This window comes from Streptomyces sp. NPDC023157, from assembly GCF_055560575.1.
The window spans coordinates 459,611-474,889 of sequence record NZ_JBVHIL010000003.1 but is presented as its reverse complement, the minus strand read 5'-3'; the positions used below and the strand labels follow the sequence as shown (position 1 = coordinate 474,889).

General features: G+C 73.8%; 12 protein-coding genes. 4 read left to right on the top strand and 8 right to left on the bottom strand.

Annotation, left to right across the window (positions count from 1 at the left end):
• Window positions 1-144 precede the first annotated feature (144 nt).
• Window positions 145-867 carry a DUF4232 domain-containing protein gene (locus ACZ3ZE_RS13155; protein ID WP_361174104.1) on the top strand — a complete coding sequence of 241 codons (723 nt, stop codon included), beginning with the start codon at window positions 145-147 and terminating at the stop codon, window positions 865-867.
• Window positions 868-1,068: 201 nt separating this feature from the next.
• Window positions 1,069-3,480 (top strand): SpoIIE family protein phosphatase, encoded by a 2,412-nt coding sequence (locus ACZ3ZE_RS13150; RefSeq protein ID WP_363291447.1) that lies wholly within the window; start codon window positions 1,069-1,071, stop codon window positions 3,478-3,480.
• Window positions 3,481-3,527: 47 nt separating this feature from the next.
• On the opposite strand, the gene ACZ3ZE_RS13145 is transcribed toward ACZ3ZE_RS13150, so the two are convergent.
• The 7 genes from ACZ3ZE_RS13145 to ACZ3ZE_RS13115 form a co-directional block, all read right to left on the bottom strand.
• Complete coding sequence (locus ACZ3ZE_RS13145; RefSeq protein WP_361174110.1) at window positions 3,528-4,772, bottom strand: cytochrome P450 family protein; 1,245 nt, start codon at window positions 4,770-4,772, stop codon at window positions 3,528-3,530.
• A complete protein-coding gene (locus tag ACZ3ZE_RS13140; protein WP_361174113.1) occupies window positions 4,769-6,001 on the bottom strand; it encodes a cytochrome P450 in 1,233 nt (410 codons plus the stop codon). Before ACZ3ZE_RS13140 ends, ACZ3ZE_RS13145 begins: the two co-directional genes overlap by 4 nt.
• Entirely contained in the window at window positions 5,998-6,666 is a 669-nt protein-coding gene (locus ACZ3ZE_RS13135) for a GTP-binding protein (protein WP_361174116.1), read from the bottom strand. Before ACZ3ZE_RS13135 ends, ACZ3ZE_RS13140 begins: the two co-directional genes overlap by 4 nt.
• Window positions 6,647-7,003: a DUF742 domain-containing protein gene (locus ACZ3ZE_RS13130; RefSeq protein ID WP_361174119.1), complete on the bottom strand. Its 357-nt coding sequence runs from the start codon at window positions 7,001-7,003 to the stop codon at window positions 6,647-6,649. Before ACZ3ZE_RS13130 ends, ACZ3ZE_RS13135 begins: the two co-directional genes overlap by 20 nt.
• Window positions 7,000-7,401 (bottom strand): roadblock/LC7 domain-containing protein, encoded by a 402-nt coding sequence (locus tag ACZ3ZE_RS13125; protein WP_329418402.1) that lies wholly within the window; start codon window positions 7,399-7,401, stop codon window positions 7,000-7,002. The genes ACZ3ZE_RS13130 and ACZ3ZE_RS13125 overlap by 4 nt, the downstream gene beginning before the upstream one ends.
• Window positions 7,398-8,996, bottom strand: a complete 1,599-nt coding sequence (locus tag ACZ3ZE_RS13120) for a sensor histidine kinase (RefSeq protein ID WP_467259007.1) — start codon at window positions 8,994-8,996, stop codon at window positions 7,398-7,400. The genes ACZ3ZE_RS13125 and ACZ3ZE_RS13120 overlap by 4 nt, the downstream gene beginning before the upstream one ends.
• Before the next feature lie 200 nt (window positions 8,997-9,196).
• Entirely contained in the window at window positions 9,197-9,616 is a 420-nt protein-coding gene (locus ACZ3ZE_RS13115) for a nuclear transport factor 2 family protein (RefSeq protein WP_361174125.1), read from the bottom strand.
• Window positions 9,617-9,886: 270 nt separating this feature from the next.
• Here ACZ3ZE_RS13115 and ACZ3ZE_RS13110 point away from each other — a divergent pair, with 270 nt between their 5' ends.
• Window positions 9,887-12,895, top strand: a complete 3,009-nt coding sequence (locus ACZ3ZE_RS13110) for an AfsR/SARP family transcriptional regulator (protein WP_361625210.1) — start codon at window positions 9,887-9,889, stop codon at window positions 12,893-12,895.
• Between the two features lie 32 nt (window positions 12,896-12,927).
• Here ACZ3ZE_RS13110 and ACZ3ZE_RS13105 read toward each other — a convergent pair whose 3' ends face one another.
• Entirely contained in the window at window positions 12,928-13,170 is a 243-nt protein-coding gene (locus ACZ3ZE_RS13105) for a hypothetical protein (RefSeq protein ID WP_361174128.1), read from the bottom strand.
• A gap of 330 nt (window positions 13,171-13,500) precedes the next feature.
• On the opposite strand from ACZ3ZE_RS13105, the gene ACZ3ZE_RS13100 reads away from it, so the two are divergent.
• A complete protein-coding gene (locus tag ACZ3ZE_RS13100) occupies window positions 13,501-15,096 on the top strand; it encodes a helix-turn-helix domain-containing protein (protein ID WP_467259004.1) in 1,596 nt (531 codons plus the stop codon).
• The last annotated feature ends 183 nt before the right edge of the window (window positions 15,097-15,279 follow it).

Below are 15,279 nucleotides of genomic sequence, written 5' to 3'. Positions count from 1 at the left end.
TCTCAATGCGTCAACAAGGCATCGCCGCAAGCGAGTTGTGGCCGATTCATGCCGCACAATCGGTCTGCCACCGAAGCGCGGCCTACTGAGCACCGCTGAGTACGACCGCGTACGGCTGAGCACGGCTGATCACAGGGGGAAATGATGAACGCTGGTGCCTTCGAGAACCGCAGGAATCCACGCGGTTGGAGGACGTACGCGCTGGGCGTCACGGCCGTGGCCGCGCTGCTGGCGACCACCGCCTGCGGGCCCGCCTCGGACGATGCCGCGGGCGGAGGCAAGTCATCGGACGGGCCCAACTCGTCGGCGTCGAAGGGTTCGACGGCGTCGCCGAGCGCGTCGGACTCGGCGGGCCCGTCGAAGCCGAGTCCGTCGGCGGCGAAGCGTCCCGGCGGCGGCAAGAAGAGCGGCGGCGACGACGGCTCCGGCATCGCGCTGTGCACCATGAAGGACCTGTCCGTCTCCGCCACGAACTACGACGCGAAGGGCGAGCCGGTCCGGCACATCCTCCTCGTCGCCACCAACGCGAGCAGCAGGAAGTGCGACCTCCAGGGCGCCCCCGAGGTCACGCTCGGCGACGCCAAGGGCCCGGCCCCGGTCAAGCGGGAGACCGACCCCGGCGAGGTCCTCACCCTCGCCCCCGGCGCCGAGGCGTACGCCGGGCTGCTCGCGACCGGCGGCAAGATGGACACGTACGACGTGACGTCCATGACCCTCGGCCTCGGCAGCCCCGGCGGCGAGAGCGAGCCGGACAAGCCGGTCGACGTGCCGATGCCCGTCGCGTCCTTCCAGGCCGACGACGGCCAGCGCGTGACGTACTGGGCGGGCACGGAGGGCCTGGCGATGCGCCCCGTGACCCGGTCCTGACGCATCCGGGCCGACCGGCCGGCGTTGTAGAGGTCGGACAGGAACGAAGCCTCCCCCACCAGCGGTGCGGGAGGCTTCGCCGTTCACCGGGCCCGGGGCCCGCGGCCTTCTGCCCCCGGGGCAGAAGGGGCGGGTGCGAGGTTTACCGGACCCTGTACGCGGTGAGGCGCCCGTCGTCCGGCTTTGTGGGATGCTCGGCATATGGAGGGCGAGCCCCCGTCCCTGGCCGACGGCGCATCTCCACAGGTGCTGGCCCTGGCCAAGGTGGTAGCCAGGTTGCGGGCCGAGGTCGCGGACCTTGAGGCCGGAGCCGCGGCGGCCGCTGTCCTCGAACGGGCCAAGGGCGTGCTCATGGCCCAGGAGGGTGTGTCCGCCGACGAGGCGTACGAACTTCTGCAGGAGCGTGCCGAGCGGCACCACTGCACGCCGGCCGAGGAATGCTGGCTCACCCTGGGAGCCACCGGCCGGACAGCGGCCTTCGGCACGGCCGGCCCGACGCCGCCCGCCCAGGCCGAAGCGGCGGCGTCGCTCTTCAGCACCGCCCGGTACTCGGCACGAGCGCCCGACCGGGGGAGGCGGGCGCTGCTGGCCCGCCTGGCCGAGGGCCTGGCGGCCACGAGCACCGCGAGCGAGGTCGCGGAGCTGCTGCGACAGGTCCTCGGCGAAGCCGAGCAGGTGGACGCCGTCATGATCTACGCCCTGACGGCCTCGGGGAGCCTGGAGCTGGTCGGGCACGCCGGCAGTGACGCGGCCCTGACCGAGCAGTGGAGCCACATCCCGCCGCTGGCCGGTGTGGCGGCGTTGGAGGCGCTGAACGAGCAGCGTCCGGTGTGGCTGGAAAGCCCCCAGGCGGACGCGGAGCGTTACCTCCTCATCGGCGGCTCACCCGGGCCCTGGCCGTCGCGCGCCTGGATCCCGCTGCCGGAGCCGGGGCCCGCGACCCTCGCGGTCGGGTTCTTCCGGACGACGCCCGGGCCCTTCGACAACGGCACGCGCGGTCTGCTCCGCCGCGCGGCCAAGCTCTGCGAGGGGCCGCTGCGCGCGGCCGGGGGACCGGGCGCCCCCGAGCCGGCGGACGGCGACGAGAGCGTCGCGGCGGTCCAGCGGATCTTCGACGTCCTGTCCGGACCCGCCGTCCTGCTGACCCCGCTGCGCTCGGCCGACGGGCGCGTCGAGGACTTCCGGATCGACGCGGCGACGGCCGAATCGGTCGACGTCGCGGGGCGGCGCGGCCGGGAACTGGTCGGCCGCAGGATCCTGGAGACCTATCCGACGGTGGCCGGCACCGATCTGTGGGACGGGTACCTCGACGCCCTGACCACGGGAACGGTCTACGACGGGCTTCCGTTCCGGTACGAGGAGGCCGCCCAGGGGGTGCCGTACGAGTCCGTCTACTCGGTGCGGGCGGCCCCCCTGGACGGCCGCCTGGTGGCCTGCTGGACGCGCCACGACACCAGCGAACGCGAGGCGCGCCGCCTGGAGGACCTGCAACGCCTCGGCAACCTCGGCTGGGCGAGCTGGAACCTGGCGACCGACACCATCACCTGGTCCGATCAGGTCTACACCATCTTCGTGCGCGACCGCAGGCTGGGGCCGATGACCTTGGAGGAGCTGCCGGCCCACCTCGTACCGGACGATCTACCGCGCCTCGGCACGGCCGTCCAGCGCCTGCTCGGCGACGGTCGGGCGATCGATCAGCCCTTCCGCATCAGCACCGCGCACGGCGTACGGCACCTCCGGATCGTCGCCGAGGCCCACAAGGACGCGGCCGGCACCCCCGTCGAAGTGCACGGTTTCTTCCAGGACCTCACCGCCCAGCGCGGCACCGAGATCGCCCTCCGCGAGAGCGAACGCTCCAATCTCGTCCAGCGGGGCATGCTCAAGGCCGAACGTGCCCTCGCCGCGCGGCTCCAGGAGACCCTTCTGCCGATCCCCGAGCAGTCCCTGGACCTCGCCGACCTGTGCGTCGACGTCGCCTACGTGCCGGCCGACACGGGGGTGAACGTGGGCGGTGACTGGTACAGCGCCATCGCGCTGCCCGACGGCGAGGCCCTCTTCGTCGTCGGGGACGTCGCCGGGCACGGCCTGACGGCCGTCGGCACCATGGCGCAACTCCGCTTCACCGCCAAGGGCATGGCCATCACCGGATCCCGGCTCCCCGTCGTCCTGAGCCGCCTGAACGCCTTGCTGCTCCACACCGCCACCGAGTCGTACTCGGCCACGGCCACCATGGTCATGGGGCGCTACCGGCCCGAGGACCACCGGCTGACCTGGGTCAGGGCCGGGCACCTGCCGCCGTTGCTGATCCGCGACGGGGAGGGACGCTACCTCTCCCAGCCCGAAGGATGCCTGCTCGGCGCCTCGTTCGACGCGCCGTACGGGCAGGCCTCGCTCGACCTGATGCCCGGCGACCACCTCGTGCTCTACACCGACGGCCTCGTCGAAGTCCCCACGGAGGACCTGGAGGAAGGGCTCGCGCGGCTGGCCGCCGACGCCGTCGGCCTCGTGCGCGACGGGCACGACCGGAGCCTCGCCCGCAGGCTGGTCGAGGGGCGCCCGCGGCATCGCGACGACATCTGCGTCCTGGACATCCACCTGCCCCCCGACACCTGAGACGGCCCGCGTCCCCTCCCCGGGGTCGCGGGCCGCGCGGCGTCCGGTCAGGCCAGGTGGACCGGCAGGTCGTACAGGTCGTTCTGGGTGACGACCGGCTTGTTCCGCAGCTCCTCGCGCGGCACCGCGAGGCGCAGCTCCGGGAAGCGCGCGTAGAGCGCCGGGAGCGCCACCGAGGCCTCCAGACGGGACAGCGCCGCACCCGGGCAGACGTGCGGGCCGTGCCCGAAGGAGATGTGCCGGTTCGGGGTACGGGTGACGTCGAACGCGCCCGCGGTCTCACCGTGCTGGGCCTCGTCGCGGCCGATCGCGCCGAAGGACACCACGAGCCCCTCGCCCTTCGGCAGGACCTGGTCTCCGACCTCGATGTCCTCGGCGGCGAACCGGATCAGGACGTGCGAGGTCGGCGTCGACCAGCGCAGCGTCTCCTCGATCACGTTCTCCCACGGCACCTCGCCCTTGAGGACGAGCTCCCGCTGCTCGGGGTGGGTCTCCAGGGCCACCACGGCGTTCACGATCAGGCTGATCGTGGTCTCGTGACCGGCCGCCACCATGAGCTGGAGGGTGTTGGTGATCTCCTCGGTCGTCAGCCGGTCGCCGTCCTCGGACGCCTCGATCAGCGCGCTCGTCAGGTCGTCGCCCGGCGTCTCCTTCTTCGCCGCCACGATCCCGGCGAACAGCGCGCCGAGGTCCGCCATCATCTGCGGGACCTCCTCCGGCGGCGTCTGCGTCGAGAAGAACTTGTCGAACAGCGCCTTCATCCGCGGGTGGTCCGCCGGGTCCACACCCATCAGTTCGCTGATCACGTTCATCGGCAGCGGGTAGGCGAACTCGGCCTTCAGGTCGACCGGCGCACCGGCCGGACGCTCCGCGAGCCGGTCCAGCAGCCCCGTCGTCAGCTTCTCGATCCCGGCCCGCAGCCGCTCCACCCGGCGGGCCGTGAGCGCCTGCGCGACCAGGGTCCGCAGCCGCCGGTGCTCCTCGCCGTCCACGGTCAGCATCGACTTGCCGGGGTTGGCCAGTCCGATCAGCGGCCAGTCCAGCGGGATCTCGCCGCGCTGCCAGGCCCCCCACACGCCGATGTCCTTCACCAGGCGGGAGTCCGTCAGCAGGGCCCGCGCCTCGGCGTGCCGGGTCACCGACCAGACGGGGACGCCGCCGGGCAGCACGACCCGGGCCAGCGGGCCGGCCGCGCGCAGCCGGGCGCTCTCGCCGTCGAGGTCGGAGACGAACGGGTCGAGGACGATCGCCTCGGTGCCGGAACCGGCGGTGTGGTCCATCGGGCAGGTCATGCGTGGGCTCCAAGGGCGGGGGTCGGGGTGTACGTGACGGGGAGCGCGGTCAGTCCCCGAAGCCACGGCGAGGGGCGGCGGGTGAGGCTGTCCTCGGCGGCCGCCAGGTCCACGTCCGGCAGCCGGTCGAGGAGCACTTCGATGCCGGTCCGCGCGATGGTCTCGGCGACCTCCTGTGCGGGGAAGGGGCAGCGGTGCTCGCCGTGTCCGAAGGACAGATGGGCGTTGTTGCCGCCGGTGAGGGCGGACCCGGCGTCGGCCCGTACGTGCGGATCGGCGTTGGCGGCGGCGAGGCCGAGCAGCACGAGGTCGCCCCGGCCGATCATCCGGCCGCCGAGGTGGGTGTCGCGGGACGCCCACCGGCCGGCCACGTTCTGGGTCGGGGTGTCCTCCCACAGGACCTCGTTCATGGCCTCGCCGACGCTGTGCCGGCCGCCCGAGAGCGACGCCGCGAAACGGTCGTCGGTCAGCATCAGGCGCAGCGAGTTCCCGATCCAGTCGGCGGTCGGCTGGTGGCCGGCGGCGAGCATCACCATCAGGTCCTGGGCGACCTCCTCGACGGTGAAGCCCAGGGTGTTGCCGAGCATCCGGGAGGCCACGTCGTCGCCGGGCTCCGCCAGCTTGGCCGCCAGCAGCGCCCCCATCGACTCGGCCAGGTGCCGCTGGCCCGCCAGCGCGTTCTCCCGGCCGTTGATCATGTCGTTGAGGGCGGTGACCAGCCCCGGGCCCTGCTCGTCGGCGAAGCCGTAGATGCTGGCCAGGACCCGTACGGGCAGCAGCGTCGCGTACTCGGCGATGATGTCGCAGGCGCCCTTCGCGCAGAGCCTGTCGATGAGTTCGTCGGCGAAGTGCTCGGCCCGCCGCCTCAGTTCGAAGGGGTCGACGGCCTCCAGCGCGGCCGAGATGACCTCGGCCCGCTCGCGGTGCCGCTCGCCGACGGTGTAGAGGATGGACGGCTGCCTGCGGCCGATCATCGGCAGCAGGGGCCAGTCCGCGGGGATCGCGTCCCACTGGTTCCACAGTTCGGAGTCGCGCGAGAAGAGCACCGGGTCGCTGGTGACCTGGTGCAGTTCGCGGTAGCCGAGGACCAGCCAGGCGGGCACGTCGCCGTCGAGCACGACCGGGGCGACGGCGCCGTGCTCGCGGCGGATCCGCCGGTACAGCTCGGTGGGGTCGGTGTGGAACCTCGGTCCGCTCAGCGGGACGGGCGCGGGCTCGGTGGGGGTCACGGGGCGTGCTCCGGTATCGGCTCGGGGTGGGTCCGCGGGTGCGAGGCGTTCGGGCGTCCGCTGGGCTCGGTGATCGCCTTCAGGTGCTCGACGAGGGCGATCAGGACCTGCTTGCTCGACTCGCGCGAGCGGGCGTCGCAGAAGACCAGCGGCACGTCCTCGCCGAGGTCCAGCGCCTCCCGGACGTCGGCCGCCGCGTGCGCGGGGCCGCCGAAGTCGTTGCAGGCCACGACGAACGGCGTCCCGTGGTGCTCCAGCCGGTCCACGGCGTACCAGGAGTCGGCGATCCGCCGGGTGTCGACGAGCACGACCGCGCCGAGGGTCCCGGAGAACAGCCGGTCCCACAGGAACCAGAAGCGTTCCTGGCCGGGCGCCCCGAACAGGTACAGCACGTTGCGGGTGTCGAGCGAGATCCGGCCGAAGTCGAAGGCCACCGTGGTGGCGGTCTTCGTCGCGACCCCGTCGGTGTCGTCGATGTCCTCGCCGGCCTGCGACATCGTCTCCTCGGTGTTCAGCGGGCGGATCTCGCTGACCGAGCGGACGAGGGTGGTCTTGCCGACCCCGAAGCCGCCGACGACGACGATCTTCAGTCCGTTGTCGGCGGTGCTGCTCAGGGTCTGGTGCTGGGGTGCGGCCGGAAGCGGTTCAGAGGTTACGGAGTCCAACGAGCACCTGCTCCAGGATGTCGTGATCGGGAAGGCGGTACGAGGAGGGGCGGGGGTGCCGCGCGCTGATCCGGCCCGTGTCGTGCAGGTCGGCCAGCAGGATCCGGGTGATCGACACGGGCAGCCCGAGCCCCGCCGCGACCTCCACGACGGCGGTGGGGAAGCGGCACATGCGCAGGATCGCCGCGTGTTCCGACTGCATGCCGGGCACCGGTTCGCTCTCGGCGACCACGAGGGTCACCACGTCGAAGGCGGTGGACCCGGTGCGGCTGCGGCCGCCCGTCAGGGTGTAGAGCCGGTCGGGGGAGTCGTCCCGACCCGGCCTGACGCGGCTCATCCCCGCGGCCTCGCGACGAGGTGCTCGCCGAGCTGCTCGACGAGCTCGGTCATGTTGTGCCCGACGAGACCGGCGTCGGCCTCCTCGTCGGCGACGAGCGCGAGGTGGGCGCCCTCCCCGGCCTCGACGATGAAGAGGATGCCGCCGTAGAACTCGGCCATCGCGGAGCGCACTCCGCCGGTGCCGTCGCCGAACTCGACGGAGGCGCCGTGCGACAGGCTCTGGATGCCGGCGGCGATCGCGGCGAGCTGGTCGGCCTGGTCGACGGAGAGTCCGGTGGTGCGGCAGAGCTTCAGGCCGTCACGGGAGAGCACCAGGGCGTGCCGGGTGCCGGGGGTCCGTTCGAGGAGCCCCTCCAGGAGCCAGCTCAGCTTCTCGTCGGTGGTGGTGCCGGTCATCGCGGGTTGCCTTCCGAATGAGGGTGGTTCGAGGACGGCGGCGCGGCGGGGGCGGCCGTGTGGCCGGGCGCGGAGCCGTCGGATGCGGAGTCTTCGGGTGCGGAGCCCTCGCGGGCGGTCTCGTCGGGGGCGGACTCCGCGCCGCGCACGGCCTTGTGGAAGCCGCCGAAGCGGATCGAGACGGTGGGGGAGTCGGCGGTCCGGGGCGTGCGCTCGGCGGCCGGGCGGGTGGCCTCCTGGTGCGCGGCGAGGGTCTTCCCCCGCCTGCGGCGGGGCAGGACGACGTCCTCCGGGGCGGCCTCGGGGTTCGCCTCGGTGCCGGCCGGCGACGCGTGGGCGGCCTCGGGCTCGGCGGCCGGCGCGACCGCGGGGACGGCCGGGGGCGCGGTCCGCTGCGCCGGTACGGGCAGGGGCGCGGCGGGCGTCTCGGCGCCCCGGCTGATGATCTCCTGGGGCAGCATCAGGACGACGCCGGTGCCGCCGCGCGCGGAGGGCCGGAAGGAGACGGACAGGTTGTGCTTGCGGGCCAGGCGGCCGACGACGTGCAGACCGAGGCGGGTGCCGGAGAGCCGGCCGAGGTCCTGGGTGGTGGTGGCGACGGCGGACTCGGCGCGCCGCAGCTGCACGTCGCTCATGGTCAGGCCGCTGTCCTCGACGGTGATGACGACACCGGCGGGCACCTCCTCCACGTACACGTGGACCTCGGCGCTGGGCGGGGAGAAGTTGGCGGCGTTGTCGAGGAGCTCGGCGAGCGCGTGCATGACGCCCTCGGCGGCGTGCCCGGCGACGGCGGCCTCGCTCCTGGAGTGCAGCCGGACCCGCTGGTAGCCGGCGATGCGGCCCATGGCGCCGCGCAGGATCGACTCCATGACGATGGGGCGGGCCCAGCGGCGGCCCGAGCGGGCGCCGGTGAGGACGGCGACGGAGTCGGCGAGGCGGCCCGCCTGGGCGGTGCGGTGGTCGAGGTGGAGGAGGTCGGAGAGCACGTCCTCGTCGGCGTGCCGGTGCTCCATCTCCCGCAGGTCGGCCATCATGCTCGTGGCCAGGGCCTGCATCCGGCCGGCCGCGTTGGCGGCGGCGGCCAGGGCGGCGGAGCGGGCCGACTCGGCCCGGCGGACCCGCTCCTCCATGCGCGCGACACCGGTCGCGTGCTCGGTGGCGAGCCGCTCGGCCTCGGCCCGGTGGCTCCGGGTGAGCTCCTCGATCTCGGCGCGGTGCTGCTCCGCGAGCGCCTCGGCGCGGGCGGCGTGCGCGGCGGCCTCGGCGGCGGCCGTGGCCTCGTGGCGCTGCCTCAGGGCCGCGGTCTCGCTGTCGGCGGCGGCCTGGCGGTGGGCGGCGTAGGCGTCCTGGGAGGAGACCTGCGCGGCGAGCCGGTCGGCCCGCTTGGTCAGGATCCGCAGGGCGCGCGCGTACCAGGTGACCGCGAACGCGGCGGCGGAGAGGAGGAGGACACCGCAGGCGGCGAACCAGGCGATCGGGGAGCGCACGTCGGCCGGTGCCGCGGTGACCGCGGCGACGGTGAGCGCACCGCCCGCGGCGGCGGTCAGCAGCGAGGCGGTCAGGGCAGGACGGAACGGGGTGGGTGACGCCGACATCAACCGGACTCTCAAGAGCAGGCAGGGGAGGTGCGCGGACGACCGCACTATAGAGGCGTGTGTGATCATTTTGGAACTTGTGTGATCGGATTGGCATCCGGAGCGACGGGAAAGTTTCCAATTGACCCACGATTCCTGCCGTCCTGACCCCCTGTCGGCTTCAAGTGGAGGCCAAGCGGAAGTGGAGTGCAGCGCTCCGGTCAGGGGGTCGCGTGGTAGTAACGCACACAGGTGCGGACCATCCCGTCCGGGGCGATGGTGAACACGTCGACGAAGCGGTGATCCGCCGGTTCCGGCCCGGCCGCCGTCGGCGCCGGGACCCGCCGGCCCGTGGCGATCACCGTACGGTCCCGCGCCACCAGCTGCTCCACCTCGTGACGGGCCGCCGGCGGCACGTGCCCCACATGCGCCCGCACCGCCGCGCTGCGGCCCCGGGCCGGCGGCAGCCCCGGCAGCTCGAAGACCACGGCGTCGTGCAACAGGGACGCGCAGCCGTCCAGATCGCCCGCGTCGAGGTAGTCGTAGACCAGGCGCACATGGTCGATCCCCGCGGCGGTCACCAGATCCACCGCCGCCGTTCCGTCGGCCCACACGGTCCTCGTGTCGTCATGGCTGTTCAACGGTGTCAACCCCCTTCACTCTCGCTCCAGGATTCTGCGGCGCCTCCCCAACTCCGCGTTATCGCCTCCCTATCCCCGAGCGGGATCTTCACGGCATGGACAGGGCGGGAAGAGATGTGGAGACTGTCCTCACTTGAGCCTGACATCCCGGCGTGGCCGGGTCTGGTCCTGGCGAGTCGACTCTTGTTGTTGAGTGGGGGATCAGTGGCTGCTGCCGCCGGTGGGTTAGCGGACGAGGACGTCCAGGGCGAGCCGCGCCTGACCTTCCGGGTGCTGGGGCCGCTCCAGGTCCAGGGGGCCGACGGGCCGCTGCGCGTCCCGCCGGGCCGGCAGGAGGTGATCCTCGCCGCGCTGCTCCTGGAGAGCAACCGGGTCGTGAGCACCAGCCAGCTCGTGGACCTCATCTGGGAGGACAACCCGCCGGAGACCGCCCGCACCCAGGTGCAGATCTGCGTGTCCCGGCTGCGCAAGCTGCTCGCCGGCGCCGAGGGCGAGGTCACCCTGGTGACCCGGCCGCCCGGCTACGTGCTGCACACCGGCGCGGGGAACGTCGACGCCGCCCTCTTCACCAGCCTCGTCCAGCGCGCCCGCGCGCTGCGCGAGAGCGGGGCCGCCGAGGAGGCCGTCGGCCTGCTCCGCTCCGCCGTCACCCTCTGGCAGGGCGAATGCCTCACCGGACTCGACAGCGGCCCGCTCGCCAACAAGGCCCGCCAGCTCAACGAGGAACGCCTCGCCGCCGTCGAGCTGCGCATCCGCATCGAGCTCGAACTCGGCCGCCACGACCGGCTCGTGGGCGAACTCCAGCGCCTCACCCACGAACACCCGCTCCGCGAGAAGCTGCACGGGCAGCTCATCCAGGCCCTCTACTGGTCCGGGCGCCAGGCCGAGGCCCTCGAAGCCTTCCGCACCGCCCGCCGCTACCTCGCCGAGGAACTCGGACTCGAACCCAGCCGCGAACTCCGCGACCTCGAAGCCGCCATCCTCGCGGGAGAACTGCCTCCGCCGACCGCCGCCGAGCCTCCCGCCGTACCGGCCGGGAGACCCACCGGGAGACCCGCCGGCCCTGCTTCCGAGGCGCGCCCCGAGCAGCCACCGACGTCCCCCGAGAGCTCCGCGACCCCCGCGACGCCTGCTGCTGAAACGGTTCGCCAGGACACCGTCCCGCACCAGCTGCCTGCCGACATCGCCGACTTCGTCGCCGACGGACAGCGCCTCGCCGCCCTGGAGAGAGCCCTCGCCGGCAGCGACGGACGCGGCACCGTCCCGCTCGCCGCGATCACCGGCAAGCCCGGCACCGGCAAGTCCACCCTCGCCGTCCACGTCGCCCACGCCCTCGCCGAGACCGGCTTCCCCGACGGACAGCTCTACTGCGACCTGCGCGGCACCACCGGAGCCCCCGCCACCCCCGTCGAGGTCCTCGGACGCTTCCTGCGCGCCCTCGGCATCCCCGGCCAGCTCATCCCCGAATCCCTCGACGAGCGCGCCGAGATGTACCGCACCCGGCTCGCCTCCCGCCGCGTCCTCGTCGTCCTCGACGACGCCGCCGGCGAGGGCCAGGTCCTCCCGCTGCTCCCCGGCAGCCGGGGCTGCGCCGTCCTCGTCACCAGCCGCGCCCGCCTCACCGCACTGCCCGGCGCCCACCGCGTCGAACTCGACGTGCTCGACGAGGACCGCGCCCTCGAACTGCTCTCCCGCATCATCGGGGAGGACCGCGTCACCGGCGAGTCCGCCGCCGCCGAAGCGCTCGTCCGCACCGTCGGACGGCTCCCGCTCGCCCTGCGCATCGTCGCCGCCCGCCTCGCCGCCCGACCGCACTGGACCCTGGCGTCCATGGTCCACCGGCTGGCCAACGAACGCCACCGACTTGACGAACTCGCACACGGTGAAATGACGATGCGCGCCAGCCTCTCCCTCACCTACGAGGGACTCGCACCCGGCGACCGGGGCCTGCTGCGGCTCCTCAGCATGGCCCAGGCGCCCACCCTGCCGAGCTGGCTGGCCGGAGCGCTCCTCGACGACCGCCGGCCCTTCCCCTCGGACCTCCTCGAACCCCTCGTCGACATGCAGATGCTCGACGTCGCCGGCATGGAGAGCGGAGGCTTCCGCTACCGCTTCCACGAGATCATCCGCGTCTACGCCCGCGAGCAGCTCGCCGTCCAGCACCCGCCCGAGGAGCGCAAGGCCGCCTTCGCCCGCATGGCCGGCGGCTGGATGCACCTCGCCCAGCAGGCCCACCGCAAGGTGTACGGGGGCGACTTCACCGTCCTGCACGGCGACGCGCCCCGCTGGGAACCCCCGGCCGCCTACACCGACGAGGCGCTCGCCGACCCGCTCGCCTGGCTCGACGCCGAACAGGGCGCCCTCTGCGGGATGGTCGAGCACGCGGCCGAGGAGGGCCTGCACGACCTCAGCTGGGACCTCGCCACGTCACTCGTCACGCTGTTCGAGGTGCGGGGCCACTACGACCTCTGGGAGCGGACCCACCGCATCGCCCTCGCCGCCGTCCGCAAGGCCGGAAACCTGCGCGGCACCGCCGCCGTCCGCGCCTCGCTCGGCTCGCTCTACATGAGCCGCAACCAGTACGACACCGCCCGCCAGGCCCTGAACTCGGCCCTCGACGTCTTCCAGGCCCTCGACGAACCCATGGGCGAAGCGCTCTGCCGCCGTGACATGGCCCTCATCGCGCGCACCGGCGGCGACGACACCGCCGCACTGGAGCTCTACGGGCGCTCCCTCGCCGACTTCGACCGCGCCGGCGACGTCGTCGGCCGCGCGATCGTCCTCACCCAGAGCGCCCACATCCGCATGCGCCAGGGCGAGACCGACACCGCGCAGCGGCAGCTCGACGAGGCGCTCGACATCTACGAGGGCATCGGCTACACCGGCGGCCGGGCACGCACCCTGCGGCGCGTCGGGCAGCTCCTCCTCGAACAGGGCCGGAGCGACCTGGCGGTCCTCACCTTCACCGAAGTGCTCGAACTCTGCCGGGACTCCGGCGACGCCATCGGGGAAGGACACCTGCTGCGGGACCTCGGCCACGCGTTCACCGTCATGGGACGGCCGGACCGGGCCCGGGACTTCTTCGACCGCGCCGTGTCGGCGCGGGAGCAGATCATGGATGTCAGCGGTGGCGCGCTCGCGCGCCTGGACCTCGCACGGCTTCTGACGACGGAGCCGCGACGCTCAAGGGAACTGCTCGCCCCGGCGGTCGAGGTCTTCCGCGACCGGCGCATGGCCCGGGAACTCACGGAGGCGGAGCGACTGCTCGGCGCCTGCTGAGGCGCTGACACCCCCGCGTCGTACGGGGCAGGTCAGTCCCAGGGGTTGTTGTCGGTGCAGGTGGGGGCGCCGGTGGGGGTGCCCGTGGTGCCGGCCGGGACGCAGCCCTCGGGGGTGGTGGCGTTCGCCGTGGCGGCGGTGCCCGGGGTGCCCGTCGCCGGGACCGGCTCGTCGGCCCAGCTGGTCTGGAGGCCGGCGCCCGTCACCAGGACGATCAGCGCGGAAGTGACGGCGGCGCGGAGGGCGGTACGGGTGGTGGCGGCGGTCTTCGACATCGGATTCTCCGTCTCGTTCGGGGCTGGCGTTTCCTTCTGACCACCAACTTAGGAACGAGCGGATTCACCGCACCGGCCGCAGCCTTATCACCCCGCTATCACCGGACCACACCCCCTATCACGGCCCCCGGCGGCCCTATCCCCGACGCTGTCGCGCTATCACCGACGCCGCCCGGACGCCCGACCCGCCCCCGATGCCGGTTAGCGGCGGGATGCCCCCCGGATAGGCCGATTCGGAGGATGGTTCCCAGCAGCCGGCGAGGCCCGGAAAGCAGCCCTGACCTGGTCGCTTTCCGGTCCTCGCCCCCACCTGACCAGCGGGAGCACCCCATGACGACCAGTCTCTCTCCCGAGGGCGCGCAGACGGCCACCGCCGCTCTGGGCACCCTCATCCGCGGACACCGCCGCCGCATCGGCCTCACCCAGCGCGAACTGGCCGACCTCTCCACCATCAGCGTCCGCGCCATCCGCGACCTGGAGAAGGGGAAGGCCCTGCGGCCCCGCGCCGACACGATCCGGCTGATAGCCGACGCACTCCGCCTCGGCCCGCGGGCCCGCACCGCCCTGGAGGAGTCCGTCTCCCGCGGCCACCAGAGCGGCGCCGGCCGGTTCCTCCTCCCGGAACGCTGCGCCCCGCCCGTCCCGCTGCACCCGCTGATCGGCCGGGAGGCCGAGGCCGCGATCCTCGCCGAGGAACTGCGCTCCGGTGCCGAGCGGCTCGTCACCGTCGTGGGCCTGAGCGGCGTCGGCAAGACCCGCCTCGCCCTGGAGACCGCCGCCCGCCTGCACGCGAACGGCTTCCCCGTCCTCTGGCACACCGCCCCGGGCGCCGTCACCGACTGCCTCCCGGCGACCGACGAGGACCCGTTCGCCGCCCTCGTCACCGACTGCGCCGCCTATCTCCAGGGAGCCGGAGCCCCCGCGGACGCGGGCCGTCCGCACGGGGGCGGCGCGCCGGCGACGCGGGCCGTCGCCGACCCGTACGGCTCCGCGGACGGGCACAGACCCGGGGGCGGCGGAGCCTCCCCCTCCGCCTCCCTCTCCGCCTTCCCTTCCGCCTCCCCCTCTTCTTCCCCCTCTTCCTCCCCCTCTTCCTCCTCCGCCTCCTCCGGCGAGCTGCCGCCCCTCGCCCTCGCCGCCGCGCTCGGCGACCGTGAGGCGCTGCTGGTCCTGGACGGTGTCGACACCGCCCGGCTCGACTTCTCCCGCCTCGCGCGGCTCCGTCGCGAACTCCCCGGCCTGCGCCTCCTCCTGACCGCCGACACCCCCTGGGACGTCCCCGGCGAGCGCCTCTTCCTCCTCGCCCCGCTGGAAGCCCCCCTCCCGGCGGGCCCCGCGGCCCCCGGCACCGGTGCGGACGCGCCCGCCGTACGGTTCCTCCTCGCCCGGCTCCGCCGGATGCGGCCCGAACTCCTCCCCGACGAGCAGACCCTGGCCCACACCGCCTGGATCGCCCACCGCCTCGACGGGCACCCCCTCGCGCTCGCCGCCGCGGCCTCCTGGCTCGGGGTCTGCGACCTGCCCACCCTGCGCGACATCGTCGAGAGCGACCCCGGCGCCGTCCTCGACCACCTCGCCGACGGGCACGGCGGCTCCCGCCTCCGCGACCGTGTCGCCCGCACCCTCGCCGCCCTCCCGCCGGAGCAGCGGACCCTGCTCACCACGCTCTGCGCCGCCCAGGACACCTCCGGCGCCCCGGACTTCGGGCTCGCCGACGTCGTCCGCCTCACCGGCAGGCCCCTCCCGGACGCCGGCCGCACGGTCCGTGCCCTGCTCATCGGCGGTGTCATCCGCCCCAGCACCGACCACGGCCGGTCCGGCTTCCGGGTGCTGTGCGTCGTCCGCGCCGCCCTGGGCCCGGCCGACGGGACCGGCGCCGCGGCGGAGGCTCCGGTCGCCGTCGCTGCCTCCGCCCCTGCCGCCTGACTGCCGCAGCGCCGCCGATCCGCTGCCGTACCGCCGGATCAACTGCCGCTCGCGGGCCCCGCGCACGGGTTGTATGGCCACTGCCCGGCCGCCGAACGCGGCGGCCGACGGCACGGCCTCACCGCCGTTCCCGCCTCCCGGCCGCCGACCCGGCCACCGACCCCGGTCACCCACCTGGAGCCC

Excerpts from the sequence above, each read along its gene's own strand:
- ACZ3ZE_RS13145 (WP_361174110.1), bottom strand. The coding sequence starts at position 4,772 with ATGACCTGCCCGATGGACCACACCGCCGGTTCCGGCACCGAGGCGATC.
- ACZ3ZE_RS13130 (WP_361174119.1), bottom strand. The coding sequence starts at position 7,003 with ATGAGCCGCGTCAGGCCGGGTCGGGACGACTCCCCCGACCGGCTCTAC.
- ACZ3ZE_RS13150 (WP_363291447.1), top strand. The coding sequence starts at position 1,069 with ATGGAGGGCGAGCCCCCGTCCCTGGCCGACGGCGCATCTCCACAGGTG.
- ACZ3ZE_RS13155 (WP_361174104.1), top strand. The coding sequence starts at position 145 with ATGAACGCTGGTGCCTTCGAGAACCGCAGGAATCCACGCGGTTGGAGG.
- ACZ3ZE_RS13105 (WP_361174128.1), bottom strand. The coding sequence starts at position 13,170 with ATGTCGAAGACCGCCGCCACCACCCGTACCGCCCTCCGCGCCGCCGTC.
- ACZ3ZE_RS13125 (WP_329418402.1), bottom strand. The coding sequence starts at position 7,401 with ATGACCGGCACCACCACCGACGAGAAGCTGAGCTGGCTCCTGGAGGGG.
- ACZ3ZE_RS13100 (WP_467259004.1), top strand. The coding sequence starts at position 13,501 with ATGACGACCAGTCTCTCTCCCGAGGGCGCGCAGACGGCCACCGCCGCT.
- ACZ3ZE_RS13120 (WP_467259007.1), bottom strand. The coding sequence starts at position 8,996 with ATGTCGGCGTCACCCACCCCGTTCCGTCCTGCCCTGACCGCCTCGCTG.